The 15727-nt window shown below is 74.0% G+C and carries 11 protein-coding genes and 1 pseudogene; 3 read left to right on the top strand and 9 right to left on the bottom strand.

The annotated features are described in order from the left end of the window. Window positions 1-9 precede the first annotated feature (9 nt). The 9 genes and pseudogenes from BCD49_RS24415 to BCD49_RS24375 form a co-directional block, all read right to left on the bottom strand. Entirely contained in the window at window positions 10-624 is a 615-nt protein-coding gene (locus tag BCD49_RS24415) for a hypothetical protein (protein ID WP_007506985.1), read from the bottom strand. Between the two features lie 37 nt (window positions 625-661). Further along, window positions 662-1459, bottom strand: a complete 798-nt coding sequence (locus BCD49_RS24410; protein WP_007506984.1) for a GvpL/GvpF family gas vesicle protein — start codon at window positions 1457-1459, stop codon at window positions 662-664. Window position 1460: 1 nt separating this feature from the next. After that, window positions 1461-1946: a gas vesicle structural protein GvpA gene (locus tag BCD49_RS24405; protein ID WP_007506982.1), complete on the bottom strand. Its 486-nt coding sequence runs from the start codon at window positions 1944-1946 to the stop codon at window positions 1461-1463. Then, window positions 1943-2569 carry a gas vesicle protein GvpK gene (gene gvpK / locus BCD49_RS24400; RefSeq protein WP_007506980.1) on the bottom strand — a complete coding sequence of 209 codons (627 nt, stop codon included), beginning with the start codon at window positions 2567-2569 and terminating at the stop codon, window positions 1943-1945. Before gvpK ends, BCD49_RS24405 begins: the two co-directional genes overlap by 4 nt. Then, window positions 2566-3015 carry a gas vesicle protein GvpJ gene (gvpJ, locus tag BCD49_RS44265; protein WP_007506978.1) on the bottom strand — a complete coding sequence of 150 codons (450 nt, stop codon included), beginning with the start codon at window positions 3013-3015 and terminating at the stop codon, window positions 2566-2568. The genes gvpK and gvpJ overlap by 4 nt, the downstream gene beginning before the upstream one ends. Next, window positions 3008-4243, bottom strand: coding sequence for a GvpL/GvpF family gas vesicle protein (locus BCD49_RS24390; RefSeq protein ID WP_007506976.1), 1236 nt, complete (start codon window positions 4241-4243; stop codon window positions 3008-3010). Before BCD49_RS24390 ends, gvpJ begins: the two co-directional genes overlap by 8 nt. 191 nt (window positions 4244-4434) lie before the next feature. Further along, window positions 4435-4773: pseudogene (locus tag BCD49_RS46475) on the bottom strand (gas vesicle protein); the annotation flags it as partial. A gap of 155 nt (window positions 4774-4928) precedes the next feature. Then, the gene (locus tag BCD49_RS24380; protein ID WP_007506972.1) at window positions 4929-5246 is read right to left on the bottom strand and encodes a gas vesicle protein GvpO; all 318 of its coding nucleotides are present in this window, start codon (window positions 5244-5246) and stop codon (window positions 4929-4931) included. A 167-nt stretch (window positions 5247-5413) separates the two neighbouring features. After that, the gene (locus tag BCD49_RS24375) at window positions 5414-6406 is read right to left on the bottom strand and encodes a hypothetical protein (protein ID WP_007506970.1); all 993 of its coding nucleotides are present in this window, start codon (window positions 6404-6406) and stop codon (window positions 5414-5416) included. A gap of 328 nt (window positions 6407-6734) precedes the next feature. Here BCD49_RS24375 and BCD49_RS24370 point away from each other — a divergent pair, with 328 nt between their 5' ends. The 3 genes from BCD49_RS24370 to BCD49_RS24360 all read left to right on the top strand — a co-directional run bounded on the left by BCD49_RS24370 (window position 6735) and on the right by BCD49_RS24360 (window position 15545). Continuing rightward, window positions 6735-8957, top strand: a complete 2223-nt coding sequence (locus BCD49_RS24370; RefSeq protein ID WP_071041950.1) for a potassium channel family protein — start codon at window positions 6735-6737, stop codon at window positions 8955-8957. Window positions 8958-9150: 193 nt separating this feature from the next. Then, a complete protein-coding gene (locus tag BCD49_RS42460) occupies window positions 9151-10770 on the top strand; it encodes a DUF4389 domain-containing protein (RefSeq protein ID WP_071041949.1) in 1620 nt (539 codons plus the stop codon). A 194-nt stretch (window positions 10771-10964) separates the two neighbouring features. Further along, a complete protein-coding gene (locus BCD49_RS24360) occupies window positions 10965-15545 on the top strand; it encodes an FtsK/SpoIIIE domain-containing protein (protein WP_007506965.1) in 4581 nt (1526 codons plus the stop codon). Window positions 15546-15727 lie beyond the last annotated feature (182 nt).

Below are 15727 nucleotides of genomic sequence, written 5' to 3'. Positions count from 1 at the left end.
CGGCTTCTCCTACCTCGACCCCGACGCCCCGGCGCCGGTCCGCTCGCGGCCTGCGTTCGACGCGGCCCCGCGCCGGTCGGCCGCCGGGCGGAAGTCCATGTGCCGGCTCGGAGGCCGCCGGTCCGCGGCCTTCGCCCGATCCTGATCCCGACCCCGATCTCCGTCGCCCTCTCCGATTCGGTCCTGGTCTTGGTCCTTTGGCGCGGGCGGTGCCTCGTCCTCGGCCTTCGCGGCGGGCGGGCTGCCCCAGCGGCCGAGCTTTTCGGTCAGCGTGCCGGCGAGGGTTCCCGCCTTCCCGGCCAGCTCGGGGGCCGGGGACTCGTCCAGCGAGCTCCGCAGCTCCGACGTGCGGTGCGACAGGTCGTCCGTCAGCTTGCCGATTCCTCGTTCGTAGGCCGACAGGGCGACCTTCGTCCCGCCGGCGAGCACCGGACCGCGCAGCTGGGCAACCAGCTTCCTTCCGTCTTCGGAGTCGAGGAACTTCATCGCCTGGGATCGGGCCAGGTCCTTGACGTTGGTGTTGTGGCCGCTGGTCCACAGCGCCAGCCGTATGGCCGCCTTGCCCTTCTTGGTTCGGCCGAGCACGTAGCCCACCGCGCCGGCAATCATCAACTTGATGTTCATCGCGGACTCCTTCCGGCCCGTGGGTGGGCCATCCGGCTTACCAGCCCCACCGGCTGTGCCGAGGCTCGCTGGCCGCCTCGGCGGGCTCGGTGAGGTCGAGGAAGTGGAAGGTGGGCAGTGGGCCCACGTACTCGATCGCCAGTTCGGGGTGATCGCCGCGGACGCGCTCCACCGCCTGGTCGAAGTGCTCGAGGTCGCGGTGGTGCGGCTCGGCGTCCCGGTAGACGAGGAAGGCCCAGCGCAGGACCGGATCCTCCGGGCCGCCCATCGGTCCCCGCCCGGCGTCCGCGACCGAGCGCGGGCGCAGCTGTTCGAGCAGGGTCTCCGCCTGGTGCAGGCGACGCAGGATCACGCCGTCGGCGACCCGTTCACCCAGCGCCATCCGGGTCTGCATACTCGTCTCGCCCCCGAACCCGCCCCGGGCGCCGACCAGCGACGGGTCGGCCTCGATGACCGCCCGAATGGCGGTCGTCTCCTCCTCGTCCGCGTCGACGTGCACCTCGACGAGACCGTCCAGCGTGTCGAGCCGGCGGCGTAGCTCGGGGGCCGCCTCGCCGAGCACCTCCTCACGGACGGCGTCCTCGTCCGGAGCGACCGAGCCCAGCCGCAGCGGGATGACCGGGCCGTCGGCGAGGAGCCCCACGAGGACGTCGAGATGGCGCTCCGCGTCCTCGTCGGCGATGCGCACCGGGTCGGCGACCGGGCTGACGACGGCGGCCGCCGGGGGGCGCCGCACCAGCCGGATCGGCCCCGGCGGGTCGCCCACGCCGAGCGGTGGCGGGTCCGCCAGCGGATGGTCGTCCCGGACGACTCCGTAGAGGAACAGCGAGGCCATGTCAGCCATCGCCGTTGTGGTGGGCACGGGTCCGGCCGACCGGTGCTCCCCGGCCGGGGGGCAGGTCGCGGTCCGCGCGCCGGGTGTACTCGGGCCTGGAACCGTCGCCGGTCTCGACCGCGTCCCGGTCGTCGCCGCGCAGTGACGAGACGAAGTCCTGCGCGGTGTCCTTGACGCCTTCCAGAGCCCCCTTCGCCTTGTACCGCGATCCGCCCTCGCCGACGGACCGGACGAGCCCGGGAAGGCCCGTGACCTGGTCCTGCTCCCTCGAACTGAGGTCCAGCCGGTTGACCGCCTCGGCGAACCGCAGGTAGGTGTCGACGCTCGCGATGACGATCCGGGCGTCGATGGTGAGGATCTCGATCCCGACCAGCGCGACCCGCACGTACGCGTCGATGACGATGCCCTTGTCGAGGACGACCTCGAGCACGTCAGCGAGGCTGCTCGGGCGGGGAGCGCGACCGATCGACTGTGTCGACATGGTCATGGCAGGTCCCAACCGGGCGGCGCCGCGTCGCGCGCATGCGGCGCGGGCCTCCCTCTCTCGTGGTGCCGCCGGTCCGTTCCCATTGCGCCACCGACGGCCGGTAGCCCGGCCCACCGCACGTCGTCGCCGCGCTTCCAGCCACGCCGGCCACTCCCGCCTCGGCGGTCGGTGCGAGCCTCGGGGCCCGCGTCGCCGATGTCCGCCCAGCCGGCCCGGGCGGCGGAACGGACCCGGGTGGCGGGACTGACACGGGTGGCGGGACTGACGCGGGCGGGCTGGTCGCGGTAGCCGGACGGCGGCCACTCGCCCAGCAGCCCGCGGGCCCTCGCCGTCGCCGACCGGGCCTGCTCGGCGCTGACGCCGAGCGAGTCGCGGACCTGCGCTATCGCGTCACGCACCTCGATCAGTGCCTGGCCCAGCTCCTCGACCTGTTCAGTGGGCAGCGCGCCACTGTCCATCCGGCGCACCGCCTGACGCTCCAACAGGTCGCGGAGCAGCTCGAGGAGCACGACGACGACCTGTCCCAGCCCGCGCCCGACCTCCTCCGGGTTCGCGGTCAGGCGCACGGCGCGCCCGGTACGTCCGGTACGGCCGATGCGCCCGGGGTGTCCCGGCGCCGTCATGGCCCGGTCCTTACGCCAGACCAGGCGCGGGACCGACGCCCGGCATGGTCTGTGGCGCGGTCCCCGCCGCCGCGGCGGGTGTCATCGATGGCGTCGTCAGCGTCGGCGGCATCGTCGTGGACCACGGCGCCCTCGATCACGTCGGCCGCGTCGTCCCGGCTCGGCGCCGGACAGGGACGAAGCCCCGCGCCCGCGCAGGCCTCGATCGCGCTCTGCGCGCCGATCAGGAGCAGCCGCAGATCGAGCCGGATCAGATCCACCCCTGCCAGACCGATGACCACGTCACCGTTGACCACGACCCCCCGGTCGACGACCCTGTCGAGCAGGTCCGGCAGCGAGCGGCCGGAACCCAGCCCGGGACGGCGGCCCGGTTCGGTGCCGCGGCCGGTTCCGGCGATGGCCGCCGGGTCGCGCCTCGCGGCGCCTGCGCGGGCAAGGTCAGGCATCACGCGCCTCCCCAAGCGTCAACCGGGCAAAGGAGTACGGCGGCCAGGGCCCGGTGAGGCGGGCCGCGCAGCCGGCATCCGTCAGCTCTCGCACGGCGGTGCTGGCCGCGTCGAGGAAGTCGTCCTCCTTGGGGGACGCGACCAGGTAGGCGGCGTCGAGACGCCCCGGTCCCGGACGGCCGGATCGCATCGCCACGTCGGAGGCCAGCGCCGCCAACTCGCCGTGGACCCGCCTCGTCAGCTCGGTCAGGCGCTCCTCGCGCAGCGCGGCGCGGCGCAGGTCCGCGCGCCGGGCGGACAGGTAGGCGGTCCCGCTCCCGCTCCCGCTCCCGGGCGCGGGCGTCTCGGCGCCGTCGCCGGAGATGCCCGCCGCCGTGGCCGCCCGGGTGTCCCAGCCTCCGCCTCCGTTCCCGTCCTCGGGATCGGCATCGTCGTGTTCCTCCGGGGGCGTGACCCGCAGCCCCCATTCGCGGTGGTCACGGACCCGATCCAGCTCGTCGACCAGCTCGCCCGCCGACGCCCGCAGCAGCCGCTCGGCCCGCGGCCGGTCCGGCAGGACCGTGCCGAAACGCAGTGGCAGCACCGGGCCACGGTCGTGGAGTTCGCGCATGATCCGGTCGTGTCGACCGGCGAGGTCGGCGAGCCGCCCGGTTTCGGAGAGCTGCCCGGTTTCGGACACCTCGCTCTCCAGGCCGGTCAGCAGCTCGAGCTCGATCGTCGACGCGACCAGTGCGGCGTCCCCGACGGTCAGGGTCTCGACCGGGGACCGGTCATCGAGGCCGACGATGTCGTGGGCGTCGGTCGCCGCGTCCGTGATGCCGTACGCGTACAGGCCGGTCCGCGGCGGGGGAGCGGCCCCGAGCGTCTCGGTGCCCGTTTCGGTGCCCGGTTCGGTGAGACGCGGCCGGCCGCGTGCCTCCGGCGGACCTGGCCGTGCCCGCTCCGCGGCCGACTCCGCCGGGTCGGTCGGTGGACGGGTGTCCGCCGGACGGGCGCTGGCCGGACGGGCGCTGGCCGGACGGGTGCTGGCCGGACGGGTGCTGGCCGGACGGGCTGGCACGCTCTCGATCCGGGCGTCGCCGGCCCGCGCCGCGGAGACGATCTCCTCGGCCAGCACGGCGGCCAGCCGCTCACGCGCCAGCTCCCGCGCGTCCGCCACCGCCTCGTCCAGGACCTCGGGCATGAGCCAGCCGGCAAGCTGGTGAATGTCCACCGGAGGCCGCGTCATCAGGGCCTCCTGCTCTCGGCCCGACCATCGTTGGAAGACCCAGCTACCCGGGAGCCGGAGGCGGACCGCGTGGCAGGCTCCTCAGCGTGCCCGCCGGTGGCCCGGCCGGCGATCACGTCGGTCGTGTCGGTCGCGTCGGAGCCGTGGGTGGCAGTCCCGGAGCCGGGCAGGGCAGCCGTACGGGAGTCGGCGCCCACCGCGCGTTCCAGCGCGTCGAGGCGTTCCCGCAGCCGCCGGTTCTCGTCGGCCAGGGCGTCGGAGTCCCGTTCCCTCGGGGGCGTGGCCTTAGAGCTGAAGAACGGGTCATTCAGCCACCAGTCCAGGCCCATCTCCCGCGCGGTGTCGGCGGAGGCGATGAACAACCGGAGCCGCAACGTCAGCAGTTCGACGTCGAGCACGCTCACGACCACGTCTCCGACGATCACGACACCCTTGTCGAGGACACGTTCCAGGACGTCGGCAAGGGTGTCGCTGCGTGGCCCGGTCCACTGTCGGGTAGGCCGGTGCGAGGTCAGGATCTGCTCGGTCATCGCGCCTGCTGGAAGGCTTCTAGGCCCGCGATCGAACGGGCGGGCGAGGGGCGCGGGGACGCGGCGGGACGGGACGGGCGGGGCATGGTGCGGCTCGCCGGGTGGAGCTGGTAGCCGGGTCAGAACTGGCAACCGGGTCAGAGCGGGTAACCGGGTCAGAGCGGGTCAGTCGCGCCGCGGACGAACCTGCGCAGCCGTTCGTAGCCGAGCAGGCTGCCGTCCTCGTCGACGTCCATCCGGTAGGTGGCCAGCACACTGGTCGTGCTGGGGATCCGTTCGAGCTCGACGACGTCGGCCAGGACGGACCAGCCGTCCTCGACGGCGCGTACGCCGCTCACTCGTTCCGGCTGCTGGCCGGTGAGCTGCGCGAACTGATCGAGGGCCGAGCGGAGAATCGAAGCGAGACCGCCGCGTGGGGCGGTGGTGCTACGACCGGCGCCGAACCGGCTCTCGTCGCGTTGGGAAGCAGTCACGCGATCACTCGCCTGATCGGGTCCGGGTCAGGGGCAACATGTTCACGGCCGGACGACGGCCGCGCGCTTCCTCTCCCCACTGGGCGGCTCCGGAAACCCGGGACGGCGGGCCGGCACGAAGGCTCCTGTGCTCCTGAGCTCCGGTTTCCGTGGAGCAGGTGGAGCAGTCAGGAGCCGGGGAAGGCGCCCGGCTCGACGGGGCTGGTACTGGCACCGCCCCCGAGGGACGACGCGGTGTGCAACGTCAGCGTCCAGACGCTGTACTCGATCGCCGTGCTCGTCGTCGTGGTCGAGTACGGGAGCGGGTCGTCGAACTTGTCGAACTCGCAGTCGCGGGTGAAGCGGCGGCCGCCGTCGTCCCAGTCGGAGCCGCTGGTGTAGAAGGCGTCGTAGGTGCCGTTCGGGATCGCGTCGACGGTCACCTTCCCGCCGGCCTGCACGTAGATGGAGCGGATGAGGTCGCCACCCGCCATGAGCTTGACGACCGTGTCCACGGTGCCCTGGTTCTCGACGGTCAGCTTCCCGTAGCCGCCACGCCGGCCGCCGGGCAGCGGGCCGGAGCCGGGACGCCGGTTCGGGTCCGGGCCGGCGGCCGGCAGGAACGTGCCGAACGTGTACGGATGACCGGGGTTGGCCGTGTTCAGGGTCAGGAAGGCCAGGCGGAACGCGTCGGCGCCCGGGCTGTTGGCCACGTGGGGCAGGCCGGACGCGCCCGTGCAGACCTTCTGGTTGGTGGCATCCGTCGCCACCGCCGTCAGGTCGTTGGACAGCGAGCGCAGCGCGGCCGCGAGCTGCCGGGTCGCCGTGGCGGAGGGCAGCGGGGGCCGGAGCTTGTCGAGGACGTCAGCCTGCAGGTCCAGGTTGAGCGCGACCGCCCCAAGCGCACCCGACAGGTCGGACGGCGTCTGCGCACCGCCGACGGCGCCGAACCCGGGCCCGAGCGCCGCGTCGACGTCGGACAGCGCCTTCTGGAGGTCGGCACGGGAGATCGGGGTCAGCGGCGGCGGCGTCTTGGGGGCGAGCGGGGTGGGCGAGGCCGACGCGGACGGCGCGGGCGAAGGCACGCCGTCACCGGAGCATCCGGCCAGCCCGGCCAGGAGCAGGGCGGAAGCCGCCGCGATCGAGAGCGGCAGGGCGGCCAGGCCACGCCTTCCTGACACGACAACCTCACAGGCCGGACGGACGGGAGGATTTTGGAACGTCAAGATCTGACACCTGGAGCATAGGGGCTGCGGCGTAACGCATCCTGACTTTTCGCCCGGCCAGGCCGCCGCGCCCGCCGTCGCTCGTGGGACTGTTGTTCGCGCCCCTCGGGCGCCCCACGGCGGAGCTATTTCAGTCTTTCGTAGCTGTTGATCCGGTGGGCGCGGCGTTGCTCACCCATTACGTCGGCGTTGCCGACCGACCCTGTCCCGGTGCCATCGCCTGGGCGCCTCGTCCCGGCGGTGCGAAGCATGGTTCGCTTCCTGCGGGGGAGGAGGCGACGGCATGGCCAGCGTGTCGGGGCACGTCATCGTCTGCGGGCTGAGCACCCTCGGGGTGCGGGTCGCCGAGCAGCTGGTGGCGTCGGGGGTTGCGGTCGTCGTCGTGGACGACCAGGGCGCGCCGGCCCTGCGCCGCCGGCTGGAACGCCGGGGCGTGCGGGTGGTGCCGGAGAGCGCGCACAGCGCCGAGGCGCTGCGCGAGGCGGACATCGACACGGCGCTCGCTGTCGCCGCCTGCCACGACATCGACCTGGAGAACCTGCAGACCGCGCTCGCCGCGGCCGACGTGGCGCCGACGACCCGCCTCGTGGTGAACATCGGCAACGCCCAGCTCGGCGACCAGGTCGCCGCCGCGATCCCGAGCGCACGTGTGATCAACATGGCTGCCCGGGTCGGGCCCAGCTTCGCCGAGGCCTGCGTGCGCTCCGACGTCGTGCACGCCTTCACGATGCACGCCCGGCACCAGCTGGACGAGACCGACGGTGGGGCCGAAGCCGAAGCCGAAGCCGAAGCCGAAGCCGAGGCGGAAGCCGGGGCCGGCTTCCGCTCCGGCGCCGACCACGACGCGTCCGACCTCGCCGAGGCCTCGGAGGTGTTCGTCGTCGCGGAGGCGACCGTCGACGAGGCCGACGCGTTCCGCGCCCGCTACGGTGACCTCACTCCGGTCTCGCTGCGCCGGCCCGGCGAGCGCGCGGCCGTGCTGTGCCCACCGCGCGACATCCCGCTCTTCCCGGGAGACCGGCTGACGGTGCTCGGCCGACTCGCCGAGTTCGACGCCCGCGGGATGACCGCCGCCCGGCTGGACGAAGCCCGGACCTTCGCCGCGCTCGCCGCCGCGACCGCGACGGGTGACCCCGCCGGCGGCGGTGGGAGCCGGGGCGGCGCGGATCACGGGCGCCAGGACGGCGGAGGCCGGCACCGCCGGTTGGTCGACCGGGCGCGGGCGCTGGCGGCGACCGTGCGCGGCGAGTTCGACCGGCCGTTCCGCTGGGCGCTCGGCGCGGTGCTCACCATCATGATCGTGAGCACGACCGTGCTGACGCTGTCCTACACCGACCACAACCCGGCAGCGCCGTCCGACTTCGACGCCCTCGACGCGCTCTACCTGACGGTCGAGACGATGGCAACGGTCGGCTACGGCGACTACAACTTCGGCTCCGCCGACCACTGGCTGCAGGTATTCGGCGTCCTCCTGATGCTCCTCGGCGCCTTGTCGATCGCGGTGATCTACGCCTTCATCACCAACATCATCATCAGCCGCCGGCTCGAGCGGGCCCTCGGCCGGGGCCGGGCCGGGGCGGTGCGCGGGCATGTCGTGCTGTGCGGGCTGGGCAAGGTCGGCACGGCGACGATGGAAGGCCTGCTGCGCGCCGGCCGGCGGGTGGTGGTGATCGAGCGCGACGAGAACAACCGGTTCCTGCCCGTGGCGCGCGAGCGCGGCGTCCCGGTCGTGGTCGGCGACGCGACGGTGCGCGCGACCCTGCTGCAGGCCGGCCTGGCGCACGCGACCGCGCTCGCGGCCCTCACCAGCGACGGCGTCGCGAACCTGGAGACCGTCCTGTCGGCGCGGGACGCCTACGAGGAGCTCGTCCAGGAGCGCGACGACCGGGCCCGGCGCTCCGCCGGGGCGGGCGGGCGAGCCTACGGCCGGGCGCCGCGGGAGCCGGAGCCGGCGGACGAGGCCGGGCTGCGGGTCGTGCTGCGGATCGCGGACTCGACGATGACCGACGAGGTGGAGCGCCGCTTCAACATCCACACCGTGCGCAGCGCGGCGGCGCTCGCGTCGCCGTACTTCGTCGGCGCGGCGCTTGGCTACGACGTCCTCAGCACCTTCTACGTCGAGCGCACCCCGTTCCTCGTTGCCCGGATGATCGTCCGCGCCGGCGCCGCCCTCGCCGGCCCGACACTCGCCGAGCTCGCCACCGGCGCCCGGGTCCTCGCCGTCACCACCCMGCCGGCCGTCCGCTCCGCCGCCGACGGCTCCCGCGGGATGACCGGCCCGCGGCCCGTCGAGCCGAGCCACAACGGCTCGGCGGGCGACCGGGCGCGCCCGAACTTCCGTCCCGGTCGGCACACCCGGCTGCGGCCCGGCGACGAACTGCTCGTCGTCGGTCCCGTCGCCGAGGTCGTCGACATGATCCGCCTGAACCACAGCCCGGCCGACGCCGGTGCGCGCGCCGCGGGTGCGGTCGCCGCCGCCGCGGAGACCGACCCCCTCGACGACTGAGATCCGACTGAGATCCGACGGAGACCGCTGCCGAGGCCGAAACCTGCCCTTCGGCCCCTCCAACCGGGCAGCCGGGACGCCGCTCGTAGACGAAGGACTGCCGCGGGAAAGCTGTAGGGACCTTGGTACGCGAGCCGGTGTCGGGAACCTTTGGAGAGGAGGCATCCTCGGCGCATCGAAGAGGTGGTAAACGATGCCCGCCAGCACTGATCACCCCTACCAGTTCGCCCAACYCGCGGCACCCCCGCCGCCGGCGCAGCCGGTCCGGGTGGACGCGGCGCCCGGCCCGGACCCGCGCCTGTCGCGCTGGCTCTGGCTCGTGAAGTGGGTGCTCGTCATCCCGCACTTCATCGTTCTGTTCTTCCTGTGGGTGGCGTTCGCGGTTCTCACCGTGGTCACCTTCTTCGCGATCCTGTTCACCGGCCGCTACCCGCGCCCGATCTTCGACTTCAACGTCGGGGTACTGCGCTGGACCTGGCGGGTGCAGTACTACGCCTACGGCGGGCTCGCCACGGACCGCTACCCGCCGTTCACGCTCGACGACGTGCCGGACTACCCGGCGCATCTCGAGATCACCTACCCCGAGCGCCTCTCCCGCGGCCTCGTCCTGGTCAAGTGGTGGCTGCTCGCCATACCGCACTACCTGGTGCTCGGGCTGCTGCTCGGTTGGAACAGGGGCAGCGTCAACAACGGCGGGTCCTTCTGGGGCCTGATCCCGATCCTGGTCGTGGTCGCGGCGGTCGTGCTGCTGTTCAGTGGCCGGTACCCGCGCCACCTCTACGACCTGGTCATCGGACTGGACCGCTGGGTGCTGCGCGTCGCCGCCTACGCGGCCCTGATGACCGACACCTACCCACCGTTCCGCCTCGATCAGGGGGGCCCGGAGCCGTCCGGCACGCACACGTCCCCGCCGTCGGGCCCGGCAGAGGGTGACGCGACCGGCCACGCCTACCCCGATCTGTCCACCCACACCGAAGCCGGAACGGGCCAGGTGGGCCCCTGGGCAGGCCCGGCGGGCGGCGGCACCCCCACGCCCCCGGCCACGGCGTCCGCCACGGATGGCGCCACGGGCGTGGGCACGAGTGGCGGCACCGCACTGGAACCCCGGCCGGACGCGCCGGGGGCGCGGATACCGGGCTGGACCGCGGGCCGGATCGTCACGGTCGTGGTCGGCGCGGTCCTGGGGCTCGCCTCGCTCGGCCTGCTGGCCGCGGGCAGCACTGGGCTGTATGTCGACCACGCGGTGCGTGACGACGGTTACGTCACCACCTCGACGCGGTCCCTGCAGACCCCGGGCTACGCGCTGACCAGCGAGAAGGTCGATCTCGGCCCGGCGGATGTCCGGGCGGGCTGGGCCGACGTGCTCGGCACCGTCCGCGTCCGGGCGGCGTCGAACGACCCGGCGAAGCCGGTGTTCGTCGGCATCGCCCGCACCGACGACGTGACGGCCTACCTCGACCAGGTGGCCTACAGCGTCGTGCGGCCCGACGGGTCGGGGACCTGGCGTGACCACGCCGGCGGCCCGCTCGCAAGGCCGCCGGCGAGCACCGACATCTGGGTCGCCTCCGTGTCCGGCACCGGTAGCCAGACGCTGACCTGGGACGCCCGGGGTGGCGACTGGACGCTGGTGCTGGCGAACGAGAACGGCTCCGCCGGCGTCGCCGTCCGCACCGACCTCGGCGCGACGATCCCCGACCTCGGCACCTGGTCGGCGATCGCCCTGTCCGTCGGCGGGGCGGCCCTCGTCGGCGGCGTGCTGCTGATCGTCATCCCGGTCGTCCGCCTCTCGCGTCACCGGGTGACACGCGCCTAGCGCGCCAGCACATCTGGACGGGCCCCGCGGCAAGCCCGGGGCCCGTCCAGATTCGCGTGGCGGGAACGTGCCGGGTGGCCGGCTACTCTGTCCCGGTACGGGGGAATCATGAGAGTGGCTGGGGTGCGGCAGGTTCTGTCGGTCGGGCGCGGTGTGCCGCGGCCCGTGGGCGCCGGGTCCGGGGCGGGTCGATCATGATCATCAGGTTGACCGCGCGGAACGCCGCCACGGGCGCGAGCCGGGACGTCGAGGTGTCCGCCGAGCCGGACACGACCGTCGGGTCCGTGCTGGACGCGCTGCCACTGCCCGCCGCCGGCCGGCTCTGCTACGTCGGCGACGACTGGCTCGACCCGGCGGCGACGGTGGGGGAGAGCCCCCTGGTGCAGGGCTCCATCATCACCATCGGGGCGCCAGGCGCCACCCCGCGGTCGCTGCCGCGCGGGATCGTCGGCGCGCTGCGCGTCGTCGACGGGCGGGACGCGGGGCTGGTCGCCTGGCTCGCCCCGGGGCGGCGTTTCGTCGGCCGGTCAGCKGATGCCGACCTGGTGCTGCACTGCGAGGAGGCCTCCCGCCAGCACGCCGTGCTGGAGATCGACGTCGACGGCCGGGCTCTTGCCGGTGACGCCGGCTCCCACAACGGGACCTTCCTCGACGGCGTCCAGCTCACCGCCCCCGCCGAGCCCGCCGCCTCCGCCGCACCTGTCGAACCTGTCGAGCTGTCGCCGGGCGCGCTGCTGGAGGTCGGCTCGGACCGGATCGAATGGGTGCCGCTGCCGGCCGCTCCGCTGGTCACCAGGCCCGGCGACGACGGCCGGCTTGACTTCGACCGGGCCTTCGACGCACCACCGGCGGTCAGCCGCGGCGAGGTCACCCTGCCGATGGCGCACGCGCGGCCCGCCACCTCCCGGGCCGGCGTCTGGCTGTCCGCGCTGCTGCCCGTCGTGATGGGCGTGGTGCTCGCCCTCGTCCTCGGCCGGCTGCTGATCCTGCTGATGTGCCTGCTCGGGCCGCTGACGATCGTCGGGAGCCAGACGGGGGAGCGTCGGGCGCGGCGCGCCGAGCACGACCAGCGCGAGCGGGCCCGGGCGGCGGCGCTGTCCGAGATCGCGCGGCGGCTGGACGCCGAGGAGCGGGTCCGCCGCCGGCGGGCGCCGGACCAGCTCGAGCTGACGATGGCCGCGACCGGCGCCAGCCGCAAGGTGTGGCCCCGCACCGCCGACTCCCCGGACGCGTTGGTGCTGCGTCTCGGCCTCACGGACGCGCCGCCGACGCTGGACCTGCGCGGCGAGCGCTGGGAGGGTTTCCCCGAGCCGCGGCTGCGGTCCGTCCCGCTCACCGTCGACCTGCGCGCCGCCGGGGTGCTCGGCATCGCCGGGCCCGAGGAGCCGTCACGCGCGCTCGCCCGCTTCCTGCTCGCCCAGGTCGGCGTGCTGCGCGGCCCCGACGACCTGCGCCTCGTGCTGCTCACCTCGTCCGACGACGGCGACCCGTACTGGGCGACCTGGCTGCCGCACACCTGGGCCGGCGAGGCGAATGACATCCCCTGCTGGGTCGGTAACACCGCGACCACCCGCGCCGAGCGGACCAGGGAGCTGCGGGAGCTGATCGCCCTGCGCACCGCCGAGCGGCGCGGGCACAGCCAGGTCCGGTTCGCCGAGGACGTCGTCGTCCTGCTCGACGGCGCGCTGCCGCTGCGCGAGCTGGCCGGGATGCGGGCCGTGCTGCGCGACGGCCCGGAGGCCGGCGTCTACGTCATCGCCGTCGATCGCCACGACATGGCCGAGTGCCGCGTCCAGTGCGTCGTCGACGACAAGCTCATGATCCGGGTGACCGGCCGGGACGGCGAGCGGGTCGGGCGCGCCGAGGGCCTCACCACGGCTGAGGCCGAGGCGCTGGCACGTGCCGTCGCCCCGCTGCGCGACCGGCTCACGCTGGGCAGCGTGCAGGCGAGCATCCCCTACCCGGTCCGATTCCTCGACCTGCTCGGGATCGGGCAGCCGGACGCGCGCGACGTCGCCGACCTGTGGTCGGCCTCGCCGGGTCCGACGACGAGGGTTCCGCTCGGTGCCGACGCCGACGGGCCGGTGACCGTGGACCTGGCCGCGCAGGGCCCGCACACCATGCTCGGCGGGGCCACCGGCGCGGGAAAGAGCATCCTGCTGCAGACGCTCGTCACGTCGCTGCTGCTGGCGAACTCGCCGGACGAGCTGAACCTGGTGCTCGTCGACTTCAAGGGCGGCAGCGCGTTCCTGCCGTTCGAGCACTGCCCGCACGTGGTCGCGCTGATCCGCTCGACCGGACAGACCGCCGCCGACGTGTTCGACGAGGCGGCGGCGAGGCGGGTGCTCGCCTCGGTACGCGCCGAGGTCAGCCGCAGGGAACGGCTGCTCGCCCACTACGGCGGCGAGATCGACGAGTACTGGCGCGAGCTGCGCGCCCACGGTGGAACCGGCACCGGCGGTACCGCCGGCACCGGCACCGGCGCCGGCGGTGCCGGTGGTCGTGGCGACGGTGCCGCGCCGGCGCCGGCGCTGCCGCGGCTGGTGATGATTTTCGACGAGTTCGCTCGGGTGCTGGAGACGTCGCCGGACTTCCTCAAGGAGCTGGTGAACGTCGCCGCCAAGGGCCGCTCGCTCGGGATGCACCTGGTGCTCGCCACCCAATCGCTGCAGGGGAAGCTCTCGGCCGAGCTGAAGAACAACATCGACCTGCGGATCACGCTGCGGCAGAACGAGCCGGCCGACAGCGTCGAGGTGCTGGGCGTGCCGGACGCGGCGGCGATCCCCGGCCGGCTGCGTGGGCGGGGCATGATCCTCCGCACCAAGGACGAGACCCGCACCCCGCGGCTGTTCCAGTCCGGCTACCTCGGCGATCCGCCGCCGATGGGTGGTGCCCGTCCCGCCCGGGTCCGCACGGTCGGCTGGGTCACGCTCGGCACGCCCCGGCCCGAGGAGAAGGTCGACCACGGCGGCGCGGCCACCGACCAGACGCTCACGATCCGCGCGATCGAGCAGGCGGCGGCGCTCGTCAGCGGGCCCGCGCCGTTCCGGCCGTTCCGACCGCTGCGGCCACCGCTGCCCGCGGAGCTCACCGCGGGTGACCTGGCGGCGATGGCGACGACGACTCCGACCTCCGGCGAGATCCCGTTCGGGCTCCTCGACGAGCCGGCGGCGCAGGCCCAGCCGCCGGCTGTCCTCGACCTGGACGGCACCGACCGGCTGCTCGTCGCCGGCGGCCCGCAGACCGGCCGCACCACGCTCGCCAGGACCCTCATCGCCGGCCTCGCCTTGCGCTTCCGGCCCGACTCGGCGCAGTTCTACGTCATCGAACACCAGCCGGCCGGGCTCGCCGACTACGCGGAACTGCCGCACTGCGGCGCCGTCATCTCGGCCCGAGAGCCCGACCGGATCCGCCGGCTGCTCACCTGGCTCGCCGACGAGGTCACCACCCGCCAGACCGCCCGCCTCGGTGCCGGCGGATCTGGTCGTCACGGCGGTCCCCGGATCCTGTTGATCGTCGACGGCTGGGACTATTTCGAGAATCGGTCCGACCCGACGTTCGTCGAGACGTCGATGCTCACCCTGCTGCGCGACGTGATCGCCACCGGCCCGCCGGTCGGCGTGCACGTCGTGGCCATCGGCGGGCAGGATCTGGCCGCCAGCAGGACCGCGAACCTGTTCACCCGCCGCGTCCTCCTCCCGTTCGGCAAGGAGGAGCTGCGCCGCATGCACTATCCGTCCGGCGTCGCCAGCCCGCCCGAACTACCCGGTCGGGCCGTCGAAGCCTCGTCCGGGACCCACCTGCAGGTCGCCCGCCACCACCTCACCGCGATCGAGCTCGCGCGCCTCGTCGCCTCCCGGCCGGGCGCCGCCGTCACCAGCGTCGACGTCGACGTCGACGCTGGCACCGACGCCGCCGTAACCAACGCCGCCGTCGGCGCGGATCGGCTGCCGCGGCCGTTCCCGTCGCTGCCGACCGCCGTGACCGTCGACGAGCTGGCGCCGCCCGACCCGCGCCCGTCCGCGACCTGGCTGCCGCTCGGCGTAGGCGGCCGCGACGCCACGGCCATCGGCCTCGACCTGTTCGGCGCCGGCCCACAGGGGCTGATCGTCTCCGGCCCGGCTGGCTCCGGGCGGACCACGGCGGCCGCGACCATCGCCCGCGGGCTGCGTCACGCCGGCGTCGGCGTGCTCCTCGTCGTACCGCCCCGCTCCGAGCTGCCCCGACTCCTCGGTCTCGGGCTCCGCGCTGGCGCTGGCGTTGGTGACGCCGCAGGCGCTGGTGACGCCGCCGTCGCTGGTGACGCCGCAGGCGACGGCGACGGCGCTGGTGACGGCGACGAGGGCGTGCGGGTCGTCACCGGCAGCACCCTCAAGGATGCCGACCTGCGCGAAGCCGCCGAGGCGTTCGGCGACGGCCGGTTCGCGGTCATCGTCGACGACTGCGACCAGATCGCCGTCTCCGCCAGCGTGGTGAACTTCGCGGAGGCCCCAACGCTGCTGGAGGAGGCCGCGAGCCCCGCCGCCCGCGGCCGTCTGGCCCTCGTCCTCTGCGGCGACGCGACCCCCGTCTTCAACGGCCAGCGCCGCTCCCTGCTCAAGGTCGCGAACGAGATCAAGACCAGCGGCGGCATCCTCCTGCTGACCCCCACCAGCCCTCACACCGCCCGCGACCACGGCCTCCGCCTCGAACCCGACCAGTTCTTCCCCGCTCCCGCCGGCCGCGGCTACCTCATCACCCAGGGCGCCGCCACGCTCCTCCAGCTCGCTGGTTGAAGGTGGTCGGCGAAAACCGGCGAGCAGGATCGCATCGGGCGAGGCGGCTCATCATGATCTGAGCTCACCATGATCTGGTGGGATTTTCGGCGCTATGACTCCGAGGATCGCACCAGATCATGGGGTTCGCGCTTGTCTCCGGTCGGGGTTTTTGTGCGGGGCCTGTCTTGGCGCGGCCGTCT

The sequence above is a fragment of the Pseudofrankia sp. EUN1h genome (genome assembly GCF_001854645.1).
Lineage (GTDB): Bacteria > Actinomycetota > Actinomycetes > Frankiales > Frankiaceae > Pseudofrankia > Pseudofrankia saprophytica.
Note: the sequence above shows the minus strand (reverse complement) of the source record. Positions and strands in the feature narration are given on the sequence as shown.

What these genes read in the sequence shown, in the direction of transcription:
- BCD49_RS24415 (WP_007506985.1), bottom strand. Translation starts at nt 624, where the DNA reads ATGAACATCAAGTTGATGATTGCCGGCGCGGTGGGCTACGTGCTCGGC.
- BCD49_RS24410 (WP_007506984.1), bottom strand. Translation starts at nt 1,459, where the DNA reads ATGGCCTCGCTGTTCCTCTACGGAGTCGTCCGGGACGACCATCCGCTG.
- BCD49_RS24405 (WP_007506982.1), bottom strand. Translation starts at nt 1,946, where the DNA reads ATGACCATGTCGACACAGTCGATCGGTCGCGCTCCCCGCCCGAGCAGC.
- gvpK (WP_007506980.1), bottom strand. Translation starts at nt 2,569, where the DNA reads ATGACGGCGCCGGGACACCCCGGGCGCATCGGCCGTACCGGACGTACC.
- gvpJ (WP_007506978.1), bottom strand. Translation starts at nt 3,015, where the DNA reads ATGCCTGACCTTGCCCGCGCAGGCGCCGCGAGGCGCGACCCGGCGGCC.
- BCD49_RS24390 (WP_007506976.1), bottom strand. Translation starts at nt 4,243, where the DNA reads ATGACGCGGCCTCCGGTGGACATTCACCAGCTTGCCGGCTGGCTCATG.